The sequence below is a fragment of the Streptomyces sp. JK94 genome, assembly GCF_053613315.1.
In genome coordinates, this window is the sequence record NZ_JBSICH010000007.1 from 93,074 (window position 1) to 111,802 (window position 18,729).

Sequence of the window (18,729 nt, forward strand, 5' to 3'; positions counted from 1 at the left end):
CCCGGACTCTCAGACGGCCGCCTTCTCCGCCCTGCGCAGCAGCACCGACGCGACCACCCCGCCGAGCAGTACGGCCACCGCTCCCACCGACTGGCTGCTCTCCAGCCCGGAGGAGAACGCGTCGATCACCCGGGCCCGCTCCCTCTCGCCCTCCGCCGAGGCCAGCGCCGCCGGCAACGACGCCGCCGTCACCGGCACCAGCGCCGCGAACCGCGAGTTCAGCACCGCGCCCAGCACGGCCACGCCCAGTCCGTTGCCGAACTCCGCCAACGTACCGTTGACGCCCGCGCCGACCCCCGCCCTGGCCGGCGGGATCGCGCTCATGATCGCGTGGGCCATGGCCGGGTTGCCGAGCGCGCAGCCGACGCCGATCAGCAGCAGGCCCAGCAGCGTGCCGGCGTAGCCCTCGCCGGTGAGCGTGGCGATGGCCATCAGGCCCGCCGACATCAGCACCATGCTCAGCAGCACCGCCACCGGGGTACCGAGCCGGGCCAGCCACTTCGCCGCCACCCCGGAGAAGTTCAGCAGCACCACCGTCAGCGCCAGCGGCGCGGTCCGCAGCCCCGCCTCCAGGGGGCCGTACCCGAGCACGAACTGCAGGTGCTGGGTGAGCAGGAACAGCGCGCCGCCCATGCCAAAGGTGATCAGCACCAGCCCGGCCACCGCGCCCGTGAACCGCCGGTCGCGGAAGAAGGCGAGGTCGAGCATGGGGTACGGGATGCGGCTCTCCCAGTACGCGAAGAGCGCGAGCACCCCCACCGACACCGCCGCCGTGGCCAGGACCCGGCCCGACGTCCAGCCGTGCTCCGGGCCGGAGATGATCGCGTAGACCAGGGCGGCCATGCCGACCGTGGAGAGCAGGGCGCCGATCAGGTCGGGGCGGTCGCCCTGCCGGTTCTTCGACTCGGGCACCAGGGTCACGACCGCGACCAGGCCCAGCGCCACGACCGGCAGATTGATCAGGAAGATCGCGCCCCACCAGAAGTGATCCAGCACGAAGCCGCCGATCAGCGGACCGCAGGCGAAGCCGAGCGCGCTGACCGCGCTCCAGATGCCGATCGCCCTGGGGTGCTCCTCGGGCGCGAAGATCTGCATCACCACGGCGAGCGTGGTGGTCAGCAGCAGCGCGCCGCCCACGCCCATGCCGGCGCGCGCGGCGGTCAACTGGCCGGTGGTGTCCGCGAGGCCCGCGGCCAGCGAGCCCAGGCCGAACAGGGCGAGGCCCGTCGCCAGCATCTTCTTGCGGCCGTAGCGGTCGGCCGCGCTGTCCGCGGTGAGCAGCAGGCCGGACTGCACCAGCGAGTAGGCGTTGATCATCCACTGGATGTCGGAGTTGGCCGCGCCCAGCTCGTCGGTGAGGGAGGGGATGGCCACGTTCAGCACGGTGTTGTCCAGCACCACGGTCAGCTGGGCGAGACTGATGACACCGAGGATCAGCCAGCGCTGCGGATGGCCCTGGACGGGGGGCGCGGCCGGCTCCCGGCCCGGTCGCCGTTGCCGTTCCGGTGAGGACGTCGTCATGCTGTACAGCGTAGAGGGACTCCCATACGCTGTACAGCAGAGCGGGGTGCGGTCAGGCCGTCGGCTGGGTGAGGTCGTAGAAGGTGGCCGAACCGACCGTGATCTCCTGGAAGTTGGCCTCGACCCACGACGTGATCTGCGACGAGGTGCCGGAGTCGCCGCCCATGCCGCCCGCGCCGCCGCCACCGATGAAGTAGTGGATCCTCCCGTCCGCCACGTACTCCTTGAACTGGGCGAGCGTCGGGGAGGGATCCGTGCCGTTGAAGCCGCCGATCGCCATCACCGGCTCGCCGGTGCTGAGCTGGTAGCTCGCGGCGTTCTGGGAGCCGATCGCGGCGGCGGCCCAGGTGTACGCGTCGGCATCGGCCGCCAGCAGCTCCCTGGCCTCGGAGTCGACCTGCGCGCCGTTGAGCAGACCGCCCACGCCGCCACCCCCTCCGCCCATGCCGGTACGGCCCTCGCCGGTCATGCCGTTCTGGCCGTTCGGAGCCGTCTGGTTGCCGTTCGGAGCCGTCTGGCCGTTCCGGCCCGGCGCGCCGCCGGGGAACCCGCCGGCGCCGGGGCCTCCCTGGCCCTGGCCTTGGCCCTGGCCTTGTCCGGGTGCGTTCCCGCCGCCGGGGAAGCCTCCACCACCGGGACCGCCGCCCCGGCCGCCGCCTCCGCCTCCGGGACCGCCCATCATGGTCGCGCCGGACGGGCCGGCCGTGACGATGGAGCCGCTGTGCCCCTCCCCCACGGTGCTCAGCGTGTACGCGGCCGGCGCGGCCAGCGACGCCACGAGGCCCAGCCCCGCCACCGCGAGCGCGGTCCGCCGCCCCAGGCGCCCGGCGAAGACCAGCCCGAGCGCGGCGCCCAGGCCGCCGACCAGGACCAGCCACTTCAGCCAGGGCAGGTAGGCGGGCGTACGGGCCAGCAGGACGTACCCCCAGGCCGCGGTCGCCGTGACGGCGGCGGCGAGGGCGAGGGACGCCCAGACCCGCTCCCGCCGCTCCCACAGCGCGGCGGACCCCGTGCCGACGACGGCGGCGAGGTACGGCGCGAGGGCCACCGTGTAGTACTGGTGGAAGATGCCCGCCATGTAGCTGAAGACGCCCATGGTCATCAGCAGCGAGCCGCCCCAGACCAGGAGGGACGCGCGGGCCGCGTCGGTACGGCCGCCGCGCCGCAGCGCGACCAGCCCGGCGACCAGCAGGATCAGGGCCGCCGGGAGCAGCCAGGAGATCTGGCCGCCGATCTCCGAGTTGAACATCCGGTCCCAGCCGGTCTCGCCCCACTGCCCGCCGCCGGCGCCACCGCCGCCGACGCTGCCGGTCTCCTCGCCGTTGAGCCGGCCCAGGCCGTTGTAGCCGAAGGTCAGCTCCAGGAAGCTGTTGTTCTGCGAACCGCCGATGTACGGGCGGGACGAGGCCGGCCACAGCTCCACGACCGCGACCCACCAACCACCGGAGACGACGATCGCGACGGTCGCCAGGGCCAGCTGCCCCAGCCGCCTCCTCAGCCGCACCGGCGCGCAGACGCCGTACACGAGGGCGAGGGCGGGCAGGATCAGGAAGGCCTGGAGGGTCTTGGCCAGGAACGCGAACCCGATCGCGACGCCCGCCCACACCAGCCACTTGGTCCGGCCGTCCTCCAGCGCGCGGACGACGAGGTAGCAGGCCACGGACATCAGCAGGGCCAGCAGCGCGTCCGGGTTGTTGAACCGGAACATCAGCGCGGCGACGGGCGTCAGGGCCAGCACCGCACCGGCGATCAGCCCGGCCGCGGGGCTGAACCGGCGGCGCACGGCCGCGTACACGACGGCAACCGTCGCCACGCCCATCAGCACCTCGGGGACGAGGATCGACCAGGAGTTCAGCCCGAAGATCCGCACCGCCAGCCCCATCGGCCACAGGGCCGCCGGGGGCTTGTCCACGGTGATGGCGTTCGCCGCGTCGAGGGAGCCGAAGAAGAACGCCTTCCAGGACTGGCTGCCCGCCTGCGCGGCCGCCGAGTAGAAGGAGTTGGCGTAGCCGGAGGCGCTCAGGTTGCACAGGTAGAGCACGGCGGTGGCGAGCAGCAGGCCGAGGAGGGCCGGGCGCACCCAGCGGGGGTCCTCGGGGCGGCCCCGCCACAGTCCGCGCCGTCTGGACCGCGCGGGTCCGGGAGGTTCCGCCGGCGAGCGCCCCCCGTCCCCGTCCCGGGGCCGGGTGTCCCCGGCGTAGACCGCCGGTTCCTGGTGCGTCGTCATCGTCCGTCCCTCGGGTCGGTGTCGGCGGGGGAGTCGGCGGGGGCGTCGGCGGGGCGCACCGGCTGCAGCTGCACGGTCGCATCGCTCCAGGCGCGGTACGGGTCCGGGTACCGGGGTTCCGGCACGCCGGCGGCGCGGGAGGCGCCCGCGGGGGGTGCGGTGTGCGTGAGGGGTGTGGGGGGTGCGGTGTGCGCGAAGGGTGTGGGAGGTGCGGTGTGCGTCGCGTGCGCGGGGGTGGAGGCGTTGGCGGGGTGCGCGGGGTGCGCGGGGTAGGCGGGGTAGGCGGGGTAGGCAGGGTGCGCGGCCGGCGCCCCGCCCGCGGCGGCCGGCAGCCCCACGGCGGGTGACGCGTCCGGGAACACCCAGGCGCGGAAGAGCAGGAACCGCAGCACGGTGGCCGCGAGGTTGGCGGCGATCAGCACCGCCAGCTCGGTGGAGTGGCCGGGATCGGCGGTCGCCGCGTTCAGGGCGGCGAGCGAACCGGCGGTCAGGACGAGACCGATGCCGAAGACGACCAGCCCCTGCGCCTGGTGCCGCACGGCACCGCCCCGCCCCCGCACCCCGAAGGTCAGCCGCCGGTTGGCGGCGGTGTTGGCGACCGCCGAGACCAGCAGGGCGAGCGCGTTGGCGACCTGGGAACCGGAGAAGAGGCGGAAGCCGCTGTAGAGCAGCAGGTAGAAGAGGGTGGACAGGACGCCGACGACGCAGAAGCCGACGAGCTGCCGGGCCAGGCCCTGCGGTACGTCCGTCAGTTCCCGGTCCCTCGGGTCGTCGCCGAACGGCCGGGCCAGCCGGTCCAGCGGCAGCGAACCGGTGGCCAGGGCCTTGCCGACCCGCCACACGCCCTTGAGATCCTCGGTCGCCGTCCGCACGATGTGCACGGTCGAGTCCGGATCGTCGACCCAGTCGACCGGCACCTCGTGGATGCGGCAGCCCGCGCGCTCGGCGAGCACCAGCATCTCGGTGTCGAAGAACCAGCCGGTGTCCTCCACCAGCGGCAGCAGTACCTGGGCCACGTCCCGGCGGATCGCCTTGAAGCCGCACTGGGCGTCGGAGAAGCGGGCCTGGAGGGAGCCGCGCAGGATGAGGTTGTAGGAGCGGGAGATGAACTCCCGCTTCGCACCGCGCACCACCCGCGAGTCGCGGGCGAGCCGGGAGCCGATCGCGAGGTCCGAGTGACCGGATATCAGCGGGGCCACCAGCGGAAGCAGCGCGTTCAGGTCGGTGGACAGGTCGACGTCCATGTAGGCGAGGACGGGCGCGTCCGACGCCGACCAGACGGTGCGCAGGGCGCGGCCCCGCCCCTTCTGCTCCAGCCGGACGGACGTGACCTCCGTCAGCTCGTCCGCCAGCCGCGCGGCGACGTACGGGGTGGCGTCCGTGGAGGCGTTGTCCGCGACCGTGATGCGGAAGCCGTACGGGAACGTCTGCGTGAGGTGCTCGTGCAGCCGCAGGACGCACGGCCTGAGGTCCGTCTCCTCGTTGTAGACGGGGATCACTACGTCCAGGACGGGCGTACGGTCTCCTGCGGCCGGGAGATGCTCCCGCGCCGGCAGGGAGCCGGGAGAAGAGTCGGTTCGCATGGCACCGACTCTTCTCAACTCCCCTGTCGCACCGGTGTGGTGAGGCTGTGCTGTGCCTGTGAGGGGCCCTGGCCGGACGGCCCCTCCGGGGCCGGCAGGGGCAGGTGCAAGGTGAAGACCGTACGGCCGGGCACGCTGTCCACCGTCACGGCACCGCCGTGCGCGGTCGCCACGGCCTGCACGATCGCGAGCCCGAGGCCCGTCGAACCGGTCGCCCGGGACCGTGCGGAGTCACCGCGCGCGAACCGCTCGAAGACCCGCGGCAGCAACTCGGCCGGGATGCCCTGCCCGTCGTCCTCGACGTCCACGCACAGCCACGCGCCGTTGCACCGCACGCGCGCGGTGACGGTCGTACCGGGCGGGGTGTGGTGGCGGGCGTTGCCCAGCAGGTTGACCAGCACCTGCTGGAGCCGGGCGGCGTCGGCGTAGACCAGCGCCGGCTCCTCGGGCAGGTCGAGCCGCCAGTTGTGGTCGAGCCCGGCCGCGCGGGCGTCGCTCACCGTGTCCACGACGAGCGGTACGAGATCGGTCCGCTCGAACCGCAACGGCCTCCCCGCGTCCAGGCGGGCGAGCAGCAGCAGATCCTCGACCAGCAGGGTCATCCGCCCGGCCTCGGACTCGATGCGGCCCAGCGCGTGCCGGGTGTCGGGGCCCACCTGCTCCCGTCCCCGGCGGGTGAGTTCGGCGTACCCGCGGATGGAGGCGAGGGGCGTCCGCAGCTCGTGGCTGGCGTCCGCGACGAACTGCCGTACCCGTGTCTCGCTCTCCTGCCGTGCGTGCAGCGCTCCGTGCACGTGGTTCAGCATCCGGTTGAGCGCGGCACCGACCCGGCCGACCTCGGTGTGCGGGTCGCACTCGGCGTCCGGGACGCGTTCGTCGAGGTTCACCTCGCCCGCGTGCAGGGGGAGTTCGGAGACCCGGGTGGCGGTGGCGGCGACCCTGCGCAGGGGGCGGGTGGCGACGCCGACGATGACGGTGCCGGCGAGGGAGGCGGCGATGAGGCCGGCGGCGGTGACGCTGGCCTCCACGAGCACCAGGGTGTTGATGGTCTCGGTGACGTCGGCGGTCGGGACGGCGGCGTAGTAGCCGTCGTGGTACTCCACCCGGTAGTCGCCGAGGCCGGGGACCTCGACGGTGTGCGCGCCGCCGTCCCGGGGGACGGAGGCCAGCGCGGCACGGCCCGCCTCGCCGAGGGAGACCGCCGTGGTCCGGCTGAAGTCGGTGCTCTCGTCGTCCTTCTTGCCGTACGTGGCGTCGACGACGTCATCGCCCTGCACCTCGGCGACGATCGTGCCGCGCGGCTGCGGGCCGTGCGTGACGAACGCGTCGAGGTCCATCCGCTGCGGGCCCCCGCCGTCGTCCAGGGGGCCGTCCGGCGGCCCGAACCCGGACACGCGCAGCGCGACCTCGTGCACCTGCCCGTCGAGCTGGTCGTACAGGTGCGACCGCAGCGCCACCGTCGTCACCGTCCCGATCACCGCGCACACCACCGCGATCAGCGCCACGGACGCGACGACGAGCCGCGTCCGCAGGGGCCGCGGCCGCGGTCGTCGCCGGCGGCTCATGACGCCGCGGGCTTGATCAGGTAGCCGGCGCCGCGCCGGGTGTGGATCATCGGCTCCCGGCCGGCGTCGATCTTCCGCCGCAGGTAGGAGATGTACAGCTCGACCACGTTGGCCTGCCCGCCGAAGTCGTACGACCACACGCGGTCCAGGATCTGCGCCTTGCTCAGCACACGCCGCGGATTGCGCATCAGGAACCGCAGCAGCTCGAACTCGGTGGCGGTGAGGTGGATGTTGTCGGAGCCCCGGGTCACCTCGTGGCTGTCCTCGTCGAGGGTGAGGTCGCCGACGACCAGGACGGAGTCGGAGCGCCGGTCGGCGGCACCGGAGCGCCGGATCAGTCCGCGCAGCCGGGCGACGACCTCCTCCAGGCTGAACGGCTTGGTGACGTAGTCGTCCCCGCCGGCGGTCAGCCCGGCGATGCGGTCCTCGACCGCGTCCTTCGCGGTCAGGAACAGCACCGGCACGTCCGGCAGGTCCCGGCGCAGCCGTCCCAGCACGCTCAGGCCGTCCATGTCCGGCAGCATCATGTCCAGCACGACGGCGTCGGGCCGGAACTCGCGCGCGGCCTGGACGGCGCCGTGCCCGTCCCCGGCGCTGCGGATCTGCCAGCCTTCGTACCGCAGGGCCATGGACAGCAGCTCGGTGATCGACAGCTCGTCGTCCACTACAAGCACCCGGACGGGGCTCCCGTCCGGCCTCAGCAGTTCGGTGCGCCCCTGGGGCGAGGTCGTGGTCATACCGGAGACGATGCCGGGGCCCTCTGAGAACACCCTTTCCCCAAGCTGTGATTTCTCTGAGAAACCCACAGGGGGCACTCAGGCACCGGACAGCCCGGCCGCGGTGGGCGGGGAGCCGGACGAGGCGGGGCGATCCGGCCCCGGGCGACGGAAAGCGCCGGGCCATCCAGCCCCGGGGCGACGGAAAGCACCAGCCCATCCAGCCCCGGGGCGACGAAAAGCACCAGCCCATCCAGCCCCGGGGCGACGGAAAGCACCAGCCCATCCAGAGCCCGAGCCCCTCCCAGAACCGGCGGACCCGGCCGGCCTCGCGGTCACTCATGCGGCCACGATCGCGCCCGCCCGCGTCCGCCCCGCCCGCGCACGGGGGGGGCGGGATCAGAACAGCCCGTCCTGCACCCCGGCCTCCCGCCTGAACTCCCGCACGGGCACGGTGCACGGCACGCCCCCGGCCGGCACCAGCTCCCACCCGGTCATCAGCCGCGTGTCGAGCGCGACGACCCCGCGCTCCGTCGCCAGATGCAGATCCGGCCCCGCGGCCGCCACCAGCTCACCTCCGACCGCGCCGCCCGCCACCAACTCGGCCACCTCCGCCACGGCGGCCGGCCCGCAGTCCGTCCCCGCGATCCCGAAGACACCCGCGTGGTCCACGCCCCGGAACGGCTCCGGCGTCAACGACTCCGGCCAGCCGCCCAGCCCCACCGCCCGCGCGTGCAGCTCCGCGATCTCGGCCAGCCGCTCAGCCTCCGCCCCGGGCAACCGCGCCCGCACCGCCCGCTTGTGGGCGTACGGAATCCGGTCGGGCACCCGCAGCGCGGCCCGCAGCAGCTCCTCGGTGCGCCGCGCGGCCATCAGCGGGCCGCGGCCCAGCCAGCTGAAGCACACCGCCCCCTGCTCCAGCAGCCGGGCGTCTCCCCGCGCGTACGCGGTGATCCCCACCTTGACCAGCCCCGGCCCGAACCACGCCAGGTAGACGCGGTACGGCTGCGGATCGTCCGCGATCGTGTCGGCGGCCACGGAGTGCGCCCGGTCCAGCCGCGCGCACTCCTCGCACCGCGCCCCCGTACTCCGTCCCGACACGGCCGTCCCGGTCGGACACGCGTGCCCCCGCGCTCCCCCGCATGTGCGCACACCCCCCTCGGCGACCGCGAAGGCCACCCGCTTCCCCCGGGTCAGCGCACTGCGCCGCCCACCGACCCACGTCAGCACGGGACCGTCGGCCGTCCACCGCAGCCCCGAGCACTTCCACGCCTGTGCCATCACCGTCGAGACTACGAGCCACCACTGACAACGCCCCTCGGCAACGGACAACGCCACGCACGGCGCACGGCGGAGCGCGAGGAGCCGCCCCACCTGGCCGAGCACGCACTTTCCTGCCGAAAGTGCCCATCGGTGAGTAGGGTACGGACATGGCCGACAGCAGGACGACCCTCGTGAACCGCGCGCGCGTCGCCGACGACGCCTCGACGTGCCCCGAGCGCCTGGTCATGGAGCACGTCACCAGCCGCTGGGGCACCCTCGTCCTGATCGCCCTGCTGGACCGCTCGTACCGCTTCAGCCAACTGCGCCGGGAGATCGGCGGGGTGAGCGAGAAGATGCTGGCACAGACCCTGCGGACGCTGGAGCGCGACGGGCTGGTCCACCGGGACGCCAAGCCAGTGATCCCGCCCCGCGTGGACTACTCCCTCACGGACCTCGGCCGGGAGGCCGCCGAGCAGGTCCGGGACCTCGCCCTGTGGACGGAGCGGCGGATGGCGGCCGTCGAGCGGGCCCGCGACGCGTACGACGCGACGAAGACCTGACGTACCCGGCGCGACGCCACCCGCGGCGGCGTCACTGCTTCAGGACCGCCTCCATGACGCTCTTGGCGATGGGCGCGCCGAGACCGCCACCGGAGATGTCCTCACGGGAGATGTCCATGTCGGTCGGGTCGATGAAGACGGCCACGGCGACGGAGGTCCCGTCGTCCTTCTTGCCGTAGGAGACGAACCAGCCGTACGGCACCTCGTCGTTCACGTCGACACCACGCTGCGCGGTACCCGTCTTGCCGCCGACCGTGATGCCGTCGATCTGGGCGCGGCGGGCGCTGCCCTCCTCGGCGGTGAACTCCATCATCTGCTGGACCTTCTGCGCGGTCTCGGCGGAGACCGCCTCGCTCATCACCGCGGGCTCGGTCTTCTCCAGCGTGCCGAGGTCGGGGCCCTTGACCTCGTCGACGATGTAGGGCTGCATCACCTTGCCGTCGTTGGCCAGCCCGGCGGTGACCAGGGCCATCTGCATCGGCGTACTGGTGAGGCTGCCCTGCCCCATGCCGGTGAGCGCGGTGCCCGGCGCGTCGAGGTCCTCGGGGTAGATGCTCCTCGTGGCGAGCAGGTCCCCGAAGTCGTCGGAGTAGACGTTCTCGTTGAAGCCGAACTTCTCGGCCGTCTCCCGCAGCTTGTCCTGCCCCAGTTCGGCGGCGGCGTCGAGGAAGACGTTGTTGCACGAGTACTGCATGGCGGTCTTCATCGAGGCCTTGTCGCAGACCGCGTCGCCGGCCTCGCTGCCGATCTTGTTGCTGGACTGCGGCAGGGGGTAGGGGGACACGGCGTCCGTGCGGGCGTCGACGTCGGTGACGACCCCGTGCTCCAGCGCGGCGGCCGCCGTGAGGATCTTGAAGGTGGAGCCCGGCGGGTAGGTCTCGCGCAGCGCCCGGTTGGCCAGCGGCTTGCGCTTGTCCTTGTCCAGCGCCACGAAGCGGTCGGACTCCTTGAAGGTACTGCCCGCGAACACCGACGGGTCGGCGGACGGCGCCGAGACCATGGCCAGCACCTTCCCCGTCGCCGGGTCGAGGGCGACCACGGCACCCCGCGCGCCCTTCAGGTCGGTCAGACCCTCCCAGGCGGCCTTCTGCGCCTTCGGGTCGATGGTGGTCACCACCGACCCGGCGCGCCGCCCCTCGCCGCTGACGACGTCGGCGAACCTCTGGAAGGCCAGCCGGTCGTCCTTGCCGGTCAGGATGCCGTCGTAGGTCTTCTCCAGCAGCGTCATGCCCTGGGCCTGCGACGCGTAGCCCGTCACCGGCGCGTACATCGGCCCGTCGACATAGGTGCGCTTGAACTTGAGGTCGGTGCCCTTCACCTCGGCGGAGCCGGTGATGGCCCGGCCACCGACGATGATGTCCCCGCGCGGGGTGGCGAACTGCTCGATCTGCACCCGCCGGTTCTTGGTGTCGGAGGCCAGCTCCGGCGCCCGGACGTACTGCAGCCAGTTCGCGCGGATCAGCAGACCGAGCACCAGCAGCCCGCAGAAGATCGCCACAGCCCTCAGCGGCTTGTTCACCGGTCTCCCCCGTCAAGGATCGGCCGGATGGATATGAAGACGCGTCCTCGCAACATGGGCACACCCTAGACACAGTCCCGAGAGGGCATCACCCGGGTGTGGAAAAGCCCGAGGCCCCGTCGACTGCTCGACGGGACCTCGGGCCTGCTGTGCACTCGGCAGGATTCGAACCTGCAACCTTCTGATCCGTAGGATCGGGCACCGCACTGTGAAGACTGCCTGCGGTCCCTCACTCCGTTTGCACAGATTGGCGATCATGTGCGCCCGTGTGCCGTCGTTGCCGTCAAGGCTGCCGTCACCTCCGAGCGATGGTGTAACGGCGGTTCGACCTGGCCTCGCGCATCAGGGGCGGACTCGCAGCGACCAGGACGAGTCGGATGCAGACTGGCACCACACCAGGCCGACCCGCCTTCCCGCCTCCGCACCAGTCTTACTGCCCAGAAGCGTATGCAGAGCAGTCAACCGCTTGACTCCGAGTTGGGGCACGTCGCAACCGGTCTGCTCCTACCGCCCAGGCTGGCAGCATATTAGAACACAGGTTCTTGTGACTAGTCAGACTAAAGTGGTCAAAGTTACCGATACGGAGAAACGGGTTGTCTGTGGCCAGAGACCGGCTCCATGATTAGTTGACATGAGGATGATCCGAGCGCGGATTGAGAATTTCCGATGCCTTCAGTTGGCCGAAGTACGGTTTGATGGTGTCACTTCCATCATCGGCCCCAACGGAGTTGGCAAATCAACTATCTTGCGCGCGCTCGATTGGTTCTTCAACGGAGAAAAGGGAACGTCCCTAGATCTCGACGATCTGTGCGTTGAGGCAGGCAGCAGTCGCATCCGTGTAGAAGTTGAGTTCGACTCACTCACCACGCAAGATCGGGAAGAACTAGGCCACTACGCCCCCGACGGGGTGGATAGTCTCGTCATTTGGCGCACATGGGATAACGGCGATGACAAGATCACCGGAAAAGGGATGACCTTCCCGCCATTCGAAGCGGTCCGCAGTCAGCCAAACGCTACCTCCAAGCGAAAAGCTTACAATTCGCTACGCGAGGAACGGCCCGATCTTGAACTTCCATCAGCTGGCAGTGAAGCACTGGTGGAAGAGGCAATGATCGTTTGGGAAAGAAATCACCCCGACAGGCTCGTAGAGTCCGACATCCAAGCAAATAACTTCTTCGGCTTTGCCGGAAAGGGGAAGCTCGCAAGCCTATTTGAATTCATCCTCGTGAGCGCAGACCTGCGTGCGCTTGAGGAATCCACTGACACCCGATCTGCGATTTTCGGGAGAATCATCGAACGCGCCGTGGACAGAAAGATCGCTGATGCCGAATTGGCGGATCTCGATGCACGATTGAATCTTGAACGGGCGCGCATTTCGACCAAAAACTTTGCCCCGCAGTTGGATCTAATCTCCAAAGAACTAACCAAGGCAGTCGAGGTTTTCTCAGCAGGTAGAAACGTGACGGTTTCGCCAGTCGACAACCCTTACAAGCCCGTTAGGGCATCCTTCAAGGTGAGTATTATTGATGGCCCTGTCGAGACAACCGTCGAGCGTCAAGGGCACGGATTTCAGCGTGCCATGATTATTGCCGCACTAAAACTTCTTTCGGATCGTGGCGGCGAAGGATCGCGATCCAAGGCTGTGTGCTTGGCCATCGAGGAGCCAGAGCTATACCAGCATCCCGTACAGGCCCGAGCCTTCTCTCAGGTGCTACGTAAGATCGCTGAAGATCCGAACCAAATGGCCCAAGTGGCATACGCCACCCATAATCCGATCTTCGTTGACCCGCATCACTTTCACGAAATCCGCCGAATCAGCCGTGTGCGGAACAGTTCCAGCCACAGGGCCATTTCCATCGCCCATGTGCGAGTTGATGACGTGATCGAGAAGTTGTCAGGTTTCGTGCCTGAGGAGCGAGTTCGCAAGCAAATTGGGGCGGCGATTCTAAACAGGCTACCTGAGGCCCTCTTCGCCTCTGCCGTTGTACTAGTAGAGGGGGAAACCGACAAGGCGGTCCTGGAAGGAGCCGCTACACGCGATGGAGCTCCGTTGGCGGTGGAAGGCGTTCATGTTGCCGAGGCCGGCCACAAGACAGCTATCTACCTAAGCCATGCCATCCTTACGCTGCTCGGAATTCCATGTTTCGCAGTATTTGACGCCGATGCCGGGGTTGGCATCAGAATGGAAAAGAATGGAAGGAAATCGCGAGATATCCGCAATGCAGAACTGAATGAGCGTGCGGAGAATCACCGCCTTCTCATGTATCTCGGACAATCGAACATTCCAGATCTGCCCCCCACTCACGCAGATATTGGCTACGCAGTATTCGCAGACTGCCTGGAGGAGACGCTTATATCCGATTGGCCCGAGTGGGGAGAGAAAGTGGAGGAACTGATTCAATCCGGCATCGGGTACAGCGAGAAGAACACCTACACCTACGCACGAGCAGCATTCGAGGCAAGTGGAGAACCGCCGTTCGTCATTAAGCAGATCATCCAGAATGTAAAAGCCCTGGCGAGACAGGGGCAGTGATGGAGAGACTTCCAGTTACCTCTTCCAACATCATATCGGTCGGCTACGAACCGGCAGAGATGGTACTAGAGATCGAATTTCACTCTGGGATCTACAGGTATTTTTCCGTCCCGGAGAGTGTCCATAGTGGCCTGATGTCGGCTTCAAGTCACGGCCGCTACTTCGCTCGCACAATCAAGGACCGGTACTTATTCTCGAAGGTTGCCTAAGCTGGAGATTAGCGAAACAAAAACAGCAAGAGCCCCGCAGCTTGCGCATGCGGGGCTCTTGTTCGTCAGCTCAGGTAAGGAGTGCGCCGGCAACGCTGTTCGTGGCGATCGCTTTGGCCACTTCCATGCCCGCGATCAATGTCATCCTGATTTGTGTCATGATGCACTCCTTTCGTTCGAAGATGGACTCGGACTCCGGCTTGTTTCTCTTCAGGAACTGGATTCCGTAACTCAGACCAACTGCGACCAAAACGAGCACCAAGATCAGCGCTACGGGAGTCGAACCCGCCCCACATACCCCTGACCTCAACTGACGACGCCTCAAAGTAGCACGAGCGCCCAAGTTTGACACCTATCAGGTCAGGTTGAGCAGAGTGGCTGTCGAGTTGAACAGCTGTCAATGTGCCCTCCCAACGAATTGGAGGGTGAGTTGTGAGCCGCCTCCACCAGAGTTGCCGTTCACGCGGTCTACGGGATCAGCCGAGGTAGGGGCGATCACGGTGCTCCAGGAAGTGACGGATCCGGAGCCGCTGCGTGTGGTGCATCGGCAGTTGATCGATCTCGCCCGGCTTGACGAACCGCAGTTCCGTGGACTCGTCCGAGATCGCGAGCTGGCCCCCGACCACACGGGCGGTGAAGCAGACGTTGAACTGTCTGCGCACCTCACCGTCCGAGTAAGCGATGATGTGGCGAGGGTCGGTGTACGTGCCCACGAGCCCGGTGATCTCTACGTCCAGACCCGTTTCCTCCTTCACCTCACGGACGGCGGTTCCCGGGAGGGAGTCGGTCATTTCCATGCCGCCACCAGGTAGCGCCCAAAGGGCGTTATCCCGTCGACGCTGAAGGAGCACACGCCCTTCACGGTCGGTAACCACGGCGGACGCGGCGACCACCAAGCTATTCGGCTCAGGTGCCGCCGGGTCGTCGTAGTACTCGGTCCGTGCCATGATCACCCTTCGCTTACCGGCGTCGCGGTCTCCCAGACCGCGTCGAAGCTGCTGGCGTAGGTGTCGAACATGCCGCCCTCTCCACTGCGCCGCAGATGCCACACGGGAGCGCCGTAGGCGTTCACGCCCCAGACATGAGCATTGACCATCGCCTGGTCATCCGCACGGTAGATCGAGTTGTAGAGCGTGGTGGCATGGGTCCGCACTTCGATGCCAGGTACCCCAGCAAGGGGGCGATAGTGCATGAGGGCGAGTCGACAACGGGACTCGATCCCGTGGCCGAACCTCTCCTCCTTGCCGCGCTGTTGAACATTGGTGCTGTCCGGGTCGCCGATCGCGATACGGACCGCACACCCGTCGGCAGCTCGCTCTCGCAGCAAGTCGTTGAGCCGCGGGTACGCCTCGTGCAGGAAGACGGCCGCGTACACCAACACGTCGATGCGCTTGCGGGCTTGGGTCAGCATGTCCACGAAGGTGGACACGGGGATGTCCGCCCGCTGGTCGTAGAGAGCCACAAGTTCCGGACTGACAGCGCGGGCAGGGCGTGCCTGCCGGAGCGCGGGCCATAGAGCGTGCACGTCTTCTCCTAGTGTTTCCGCTGCCAGCATGGCCGTGGCACGGCGCGGCGTACGCCCCAGATTGACCCATCTTTCGACGGACTTGGGATCGACTTCGACCTTGTCCGCAAGGGCGGCATACGTCCAGCCGCCGGCCGCCATGGCAGCACGTAACCTCTCGTTCGGCATCTCAATCTCTCCTAACACCCGGGGACGGCACTAGGGACGTTCTACCCGACGCGGGACGTCCCGAAGTGGGGTTTGTCGGAGGTTCCGACGTCCTGATGAGTGGCAGGATCCTCGTCCGCATGGCGAGCAACCAGCAGACCAGACCAGGCATCGGTGAACTGGCGAAGGACACCGCCAGGGGACGTATCGGCGTCGTCATGGGCGAGGTCGGCGGCCGTGTGCAGATACGGCCGATCCGCGGTGGCACGGAGTGGGATGCCATGCCGGACAACGTCGTGCCGCCGAGTGCGCGGGAGGAACTGAGCGCACGTCTGGCCATCCGGAACGCCAACACTCGGGACGGGCTGTGATGCGCGCCATCGGCCGGTATGCGGGAGTCCTGTTCATCGTCATGATCAGCGGGTCGTGCGGCCCGGTGATCGGCATGGCTTTCGCCGTCGGCCAGTAGACCGGCCGCCCCGAGCGGGTGCCAGTTCCCCGGCTCCCCGTCCCCGTTCGGGGCCGGCCCCCCAAGCCCGCCTTCTGGTCGTCCTTGAGCCGTGGCTCAGCGACTGAGGCGGGAGGTAAGTGCCACGCACCGCCACACACAAGGAGTAGTCGCATGACGGCAACGGCGAACAATCAGAGGACCGGTCGCGCAGTGGCTGGTGAGGAGTTGTTCGAAAGCCTCGCCCACTTCGTGGTCGTCCACAACGGACAGTCGCCCGAGCGTGCCCAGCGGATCGCGGACCAGGCCGTGGCCTTCTTGGTCACCGCTGCCACCGCCACCGTTCCCATGGTCCCGTCGGACGACGTGGACCTCGGGCTGCACGCGCTCATCCTGCACACGAAGGAGTACGCGGCCCTGTGCGAGCGGTACGCGGGCCGCTTCCTGCACCACAACCCGGCGCCGGGCGGCGGGGCCCGTGACCCGGAGAAGGTCGCTGCCTCCGCGCGCGCCATGAAGGCGGCCGGGTTCATGGTCTTCGACAACCTGTGGACCATGGACGGCACCAACCTCGCGCAGTGCGACTCGGATTGCGGCCGACCGTACGGTCAGGCGTAGCACACGACAGCAGCGACGCGGCCGACCACGTGTCGTGGCCGGCCGCGTTCGCCGGAACCGGAAGGAGAAGAGACGTTGTCCGGGTCATCCCCTGAACTGCCGATCGTGGTGCTCGACGCCCTCATGCCTACGGCTCAGCGCCTGGTGGTGGACCGCCGGGGCTCCACGGTCTGGGACGTGGAGAGCCATCGGGGTCACTACGCCGTGAAGCTCGGTCATCCGATCGAGGCCACGGCCGACTGGCCCGCCCAGCCCTGGACCGCGCTCGCACCCGCACGCGAGGGGGCCGTGCTGCATCGCCTCGGCTTGGATGACTTGGCGTACGGCGAGTGGGAGCGCGGAACGTGGAACCTCCAGCCGTGGCACGAGGGACCCGACCTCTACCGACTGTGGGAACCCTGCCGCGAGAAGGACTCACCCGTCGAACCGCACACCGGCGTCGCCCTGGGCTGTGTCGAGGCGCTGGCCGAACTCCATGCCAAGGGCTGGGCACACGGTGACGTACAGCCCGCCCACTTCATCGTCGGGCCGGAGCGGACGCACCTCATCGACCTCGCTCTTGCCCGGGGCGGGCACGTACCCGAGGGGTACGACTTCCCGTTTCGCGGCTGCCTCGTCCACTACGAAGCTCCGGAGATCGCGCGCAGCGTGCTCGCGACCGGAGAGGCCGAACCCACACAGGAAGCCGACATCTACGGACTCGGCGCGTCTCTCCTCATCTCCGCCACTGGGTGGCGAGCCGTGGAGTATCCGGACGACGCTCCGCGCCCCGTCCAGAGAGAGGCAGTGGCGAACGGCAAGCGCCGTCCTGTGAAGGCTCCCGGTCCACTGGGCGAGCTGATCGACGCGATGCTCAGCCATGCCCCGGAGGATCGGCCAACCATCTACGAGGTGGGTAAAGCCCTCAGCTGACTTCCATCAGCCAAGGACCGGCTCACCCCTCAGCCTGGACGGTTCGGGTGGTTCGGTCGCGGAATCCCAGCCTGCAACCCGGTTGCTGATGGCGCCGGATGGTTGGCAATCTCGAACATGAGTGCTACCGCGTAAGGGAACGGCGACAGCCCTTGACCACTCAGCTCAGCATCGAACGGGTCTCCTGATTCACTCGAGCCCCACCGGTTCCCCACCCGCCCCCCTGAGGCGGTTGCCGTCAGACGCGCCATGAAGGCAAAAGCCCGAGGCCCTGTGGATCTCTCCACAGGGCCTCGGGCTTGCTGTGCACTCGGCAGGATTCGAACCTGCAACCTTCTGATCCGTAGTCAGATGCTCTATCCGTTAAGCTACGAGTGCTTGTTTGTTCAGTTTTTCCGCCGTTTCCGTTCCTTTCGGCCCGTCGCGGCGACAGGAAGAACACTACATGACTGCCGCCGTCATGTGAAATCCGTTGGCCCCACCCCTTGTGACCTGCGGAAACGCCGTCCAGGCCGCCAGGAGGGGGCCTCCGGGAACACCGAAGCCCCGGCCGTGTGGGCCGGGGCTTCGGTGAGCGGTGCGGAGGCGGAGGGATTTGAACCCTCGATGGGCTTTAAGACCCAAACCGCATTAGCAGTGCGGCGCCATAGACCGGACTAGGCGACGCCTCCAGACAACATCACCCTCCCGCGTGCGAGCGCGGGTGGTGCGTGCCGATGATGACACAGTTGAGCGCGCTGTCACCAATCGACGCCTACGGTACTAGGCGGGCAGGCCACAGGGCAAAGCCCTGACGACGCGGGCGGCAGTCGCCGCGCAACGTCCGGCGGTCCCGCGCGTTAGTCAGGTCATGCTCCAGGTCACCCGCATCCCCGCCGCCCGCCTCCTCGGCGCCGCCGCCCTGTCCGTCGCCTCCCTCGCCTCCCTGTCCGCCGCACACCCGGCAGCGGCCGTCGGATTCGGCGCGCCGGACGGCGATCACCTGACCGTCACCGTCCGGGACGCCGGACCGGGCGCCGACGGGACGTACGAGCTGCACTGCGACCCCGCCGGCGGCACCCACCCCGACCCGGCCGGCGCCTGCGACGTCGTCGGGCGCGACACGCGGTGGGGGCAGGACGCCTTCGCACCGGTCCCCGAGGGCAGCTTCTGCACCATGCAGTACGGCGGACCGGCCACCGCGCACGTCACGGGCACCTGGGCCGGCCGCCCCGTCGACGTGACGTACGACCGCCGGGACGGCTGCGAGATCTCCCGCTGGAACCGCATGGTGCCGCTGCTGCCCGAGGTGGCGGCGCCGGCACGGCCGTAGTCGGCCGCCCTCCGAGGCGTCGAACGGGCGTCGAACGGGCGCCGAACGGGCGGTGGGCGGACGGTGTACGG

Annotated in this window: 16 protein-coding genes and 2 tRNA genes; 7 read left to right on the forward strand and 11 right to left on the reverse strand. The window is 68.9% G+C overall.

Features of this window, described 5'->3' with window-relative positions:
* Positions 1 to 9: 9 nt before the first annotated feature.
* The 6 genes from ACVV2G_RS07055 to ACVV2G_RS07080 form a co-directional block, all read right to left on the reverse strand.
* Entirely contained in the window at positions 10 to 1,521 is a 1,512-nt protein-coding gene (locus ACVV2G_RS07055) for an MFS transporter (protein ID WP_453841719.1), read from the reverse strand.
* 52 nt (positions 1,522 to 1,573) lie between these two features.
* A complete protein-coding gene (locus ACVV2G_RS07060; RefSeq protein ID WP_453841720.1) occupies positions 1,574 to 3,748 on the reverse strand; it encodes an ArnT family glycosyltransferase in 2,175 nt (724 codons plus the stop codon).
* Positions 3,745 to 5,331 carry a bifunctional glycosyltransferase family 2/GtrA family protein gene (locus ACVV2G_RS07065; RefSeq protein WP_453841721.1) on the reverse strand — a complete coding sequence of 529 codons (1,587 nt, stop codon included), beginning with the start codon at positions 5,329 to 5,331 and terminating at the stop codon, positions 3,745 to 3,747. Before ACVV2G_RS07065 ends, ACVV2G_RS07060 begins: the two co-directional genes overlap by 4 nt.
* 14 nt (positions 5,332 to 5,345) lie before the next feature.
* Positions 5,346 to 6,896: a sensor histidine kinase gene (locus ACVV2G_RS07070; protein WP_453841722.1), complete on the reverse strand. Its 1,551-nt coding sequence runs from the start codon at positions 6,894 to 6,896 to the stop codon at positions 5,346 to 5,348.
* Positions 6,893 to 7,633, reverse strand: coding sequence for a response regulator transcription factor (locus ACVV2G_RS07075; RefSeq protein WP_453841723.1), 741 nt, complete (start codon positions 7,631 to 7,633; stop codon positions 6,893 to 6,895). Before ACVV2G_RS07075 ends, ACVV2G_RS07070 begins: the two co-directional genes overlap by 4 nt.
* A 378-nt stretch (positions 7,634 to 8,011) precedes the next feature.
* Positions 8,012 to 8,893: a DUF2797 domain-containing protein gene (locus ACVV2G_RS07080; RefSeq protein WP_453841724.1), complete on the reverse strand. Its 882-nt coding sequence runs from the start codon at positions 8,891 to 8,893 to the stop codon at positions 8,012 to 8,014.
* 149 nt (positions 8,894 to 9,042) lie between these two features.
* Between ACVV2G_RS07080 and ACVV2G_RS07085 the strand changes: the two genes are divergently transcribed.
* Positions 9,043 to 9,435, forward strand: coding sequence for a winged helix-turn-helix transcriptional regulator (locus ACVV2G_RS07085; RefSeq protein WP_453841725.1), 393 nt, complete (start codon positions 9,043 to 9,045; stop codon positions 9,433 to 9,435).
* A gap of 31 nt (positions 9,436 to 9,466) precedes the next feature.
* Here ACVV2G_RS07085 and ACVV2G_RS07090 read toward each other — a convergent pair whose 3' ends face one another.
* Positions 9,467 to 10,954, reverse strand: a complete 1,488-nt coding sequence (locus tag ACVV2G_RS07090; protein ID WP_453841726.1) for a peptidoglycan D,D-transpeptidase FtsI family protein — start codon at positions 10,952 to 10,954, stop codon at positions 9,467 to 9,469.
* 631 nt (positions 10,955 to 11,585) lie between these two features.
* Here ACVV2G_RS07090 and ACVV2G_RS07095 point away from each other — a divergent pair.
* The gene (locus tag ACVV2G_RS07095) at positions 11,586 to 13,487 is read left to right on the forward strand and encodes an ATP-dependent nuclease (protein ID WP_453841727.1); all 1,902 of its coding nucleotides are present in this window, start codon (positions 11,586 to 11,588) and stop codon (positions 13,485 to 13,487) included.
* Complete coding sequence (locus ACVV2G_RS07100; protein ID WP_453841728.1) at positions 13,487 to 13,696, forward strand: KTSC domain-containing protein; 210 nt, start codon at positions 13,487 to 13,489, stop codon at positions 13,694 to 13,696. Before ACVV2G_RS07095 ends, ACVV2G_RS07100 begins: the two co-directional genes overlap by 1 nt.
* A gap of 476 nt (positions 13,697 to 14,172) precedes the next feature.
* Here ACVV2G_RS07100 and ACVV2G_RS07105 read toward each other — a convergent pair whose 3' ends face one another.
* Positions 14,173 to 14,643, reverse strand: a complete 471-nt coding sequence (locus ACVV2G_RS07105; RefSeq protein ID WP_453841729.1) for an NUDIX domain-containing protein — start codon at positions 14,641 to 14,643, stop codon at positions 14,173 to 14,175.
* A 2-nt stretch (positions 14,644 to 14,645) separates the two neighbouring features.
* Complete coding sequence (locus tag ACVV2G_RS07110) at positions 14,646 to 15,389, reverse strand: DUF5919 domain-containing protein (protein ID WP_453841730.1); 744 nt, start codon at positions 15,387 to 15,389, stop codon at positions 14,646 to 14,648.
* Between the two features lie 95 nt (positions 15,390 to 15,484).
* Between ACVV2G_RS07110 and ACVV2G_RS07115 the strand changes: the two genes are divergently transcribed.
* From ACVV2G_RS07115 to ACVV2G_RS07125, 3 genes are all read left to right on the forward strand, one after another.
* Positions 15,485 to 15,739: a hypothetical protein gene (locus ACVV2G_RS07115; RefSeq protein ID WP_453841731.1), complete on the forward strand. Its 255-nt coding sequence runs from the start codon at positions 15,485 to 15,487 to the stop codon at positions 15,737 to 15,739.
* A 251-nt stretch (positions 15,740 to 15,990) separates the two neighbouring features.
* Entirely contained in the window at positions 15,991 to 16,434 is a 444-nt protein-coding gene (locus tag ACVV2G_RS07120; protein WP_453841732.1) for a glycine-rich domain-containing protein, read from the forward strand.
* 75 nt (positions 16,435 to 16,509) lie between these two features.
* A complete protein-coding gene (locus ACVV2G_RS07125; protein ID WP_453841733.1) occupies positions 16,510 to 17,346 on the forward strand; it encodes a protein kinase family protein in 837 nt (278 codons plus the stop codon).
* 305 nt (positions 17,347 to 17,651) lie between these two features.
* Here ACVV2G_RS07125 and ACVV2G_RS07130 read toward each other — a convergent pair.
* A tRNA-Arg gene (locus ACVV2G_RS07130) sits at positions 17,652 to 17,724 on the reverse strand.
* Positions 17,725 to 17,926: 202 nt separating this feature from the next.
* A tRNA-Ser gene (locus ACVV2G_RS07135) sits at positions 17,927 to 18,017 on the reverse strand.
* A 179-nt stretch (positions 18,018 to 18,196) separates the two neighbouring features.
* On the opposite strand from ACVV2G_RS07135, the gene ACVV2G_RS07140 reads away from it, so the two are divergent.
* Positions 18,197 to 18,658: an SSI family serine proteinase inhibitor gene (locus ACVV2G_RS07140; RefSeq protein ID WP_453841734.1), complete on the forward strand. Its 462-nt coding sequence runs from the start codon at positions 18,197 to 18,199 to the stop codon at positions 18,656 to 18,658.
* Positions 18,659 to 18,729: the final 71 nt, after the last annotated feature.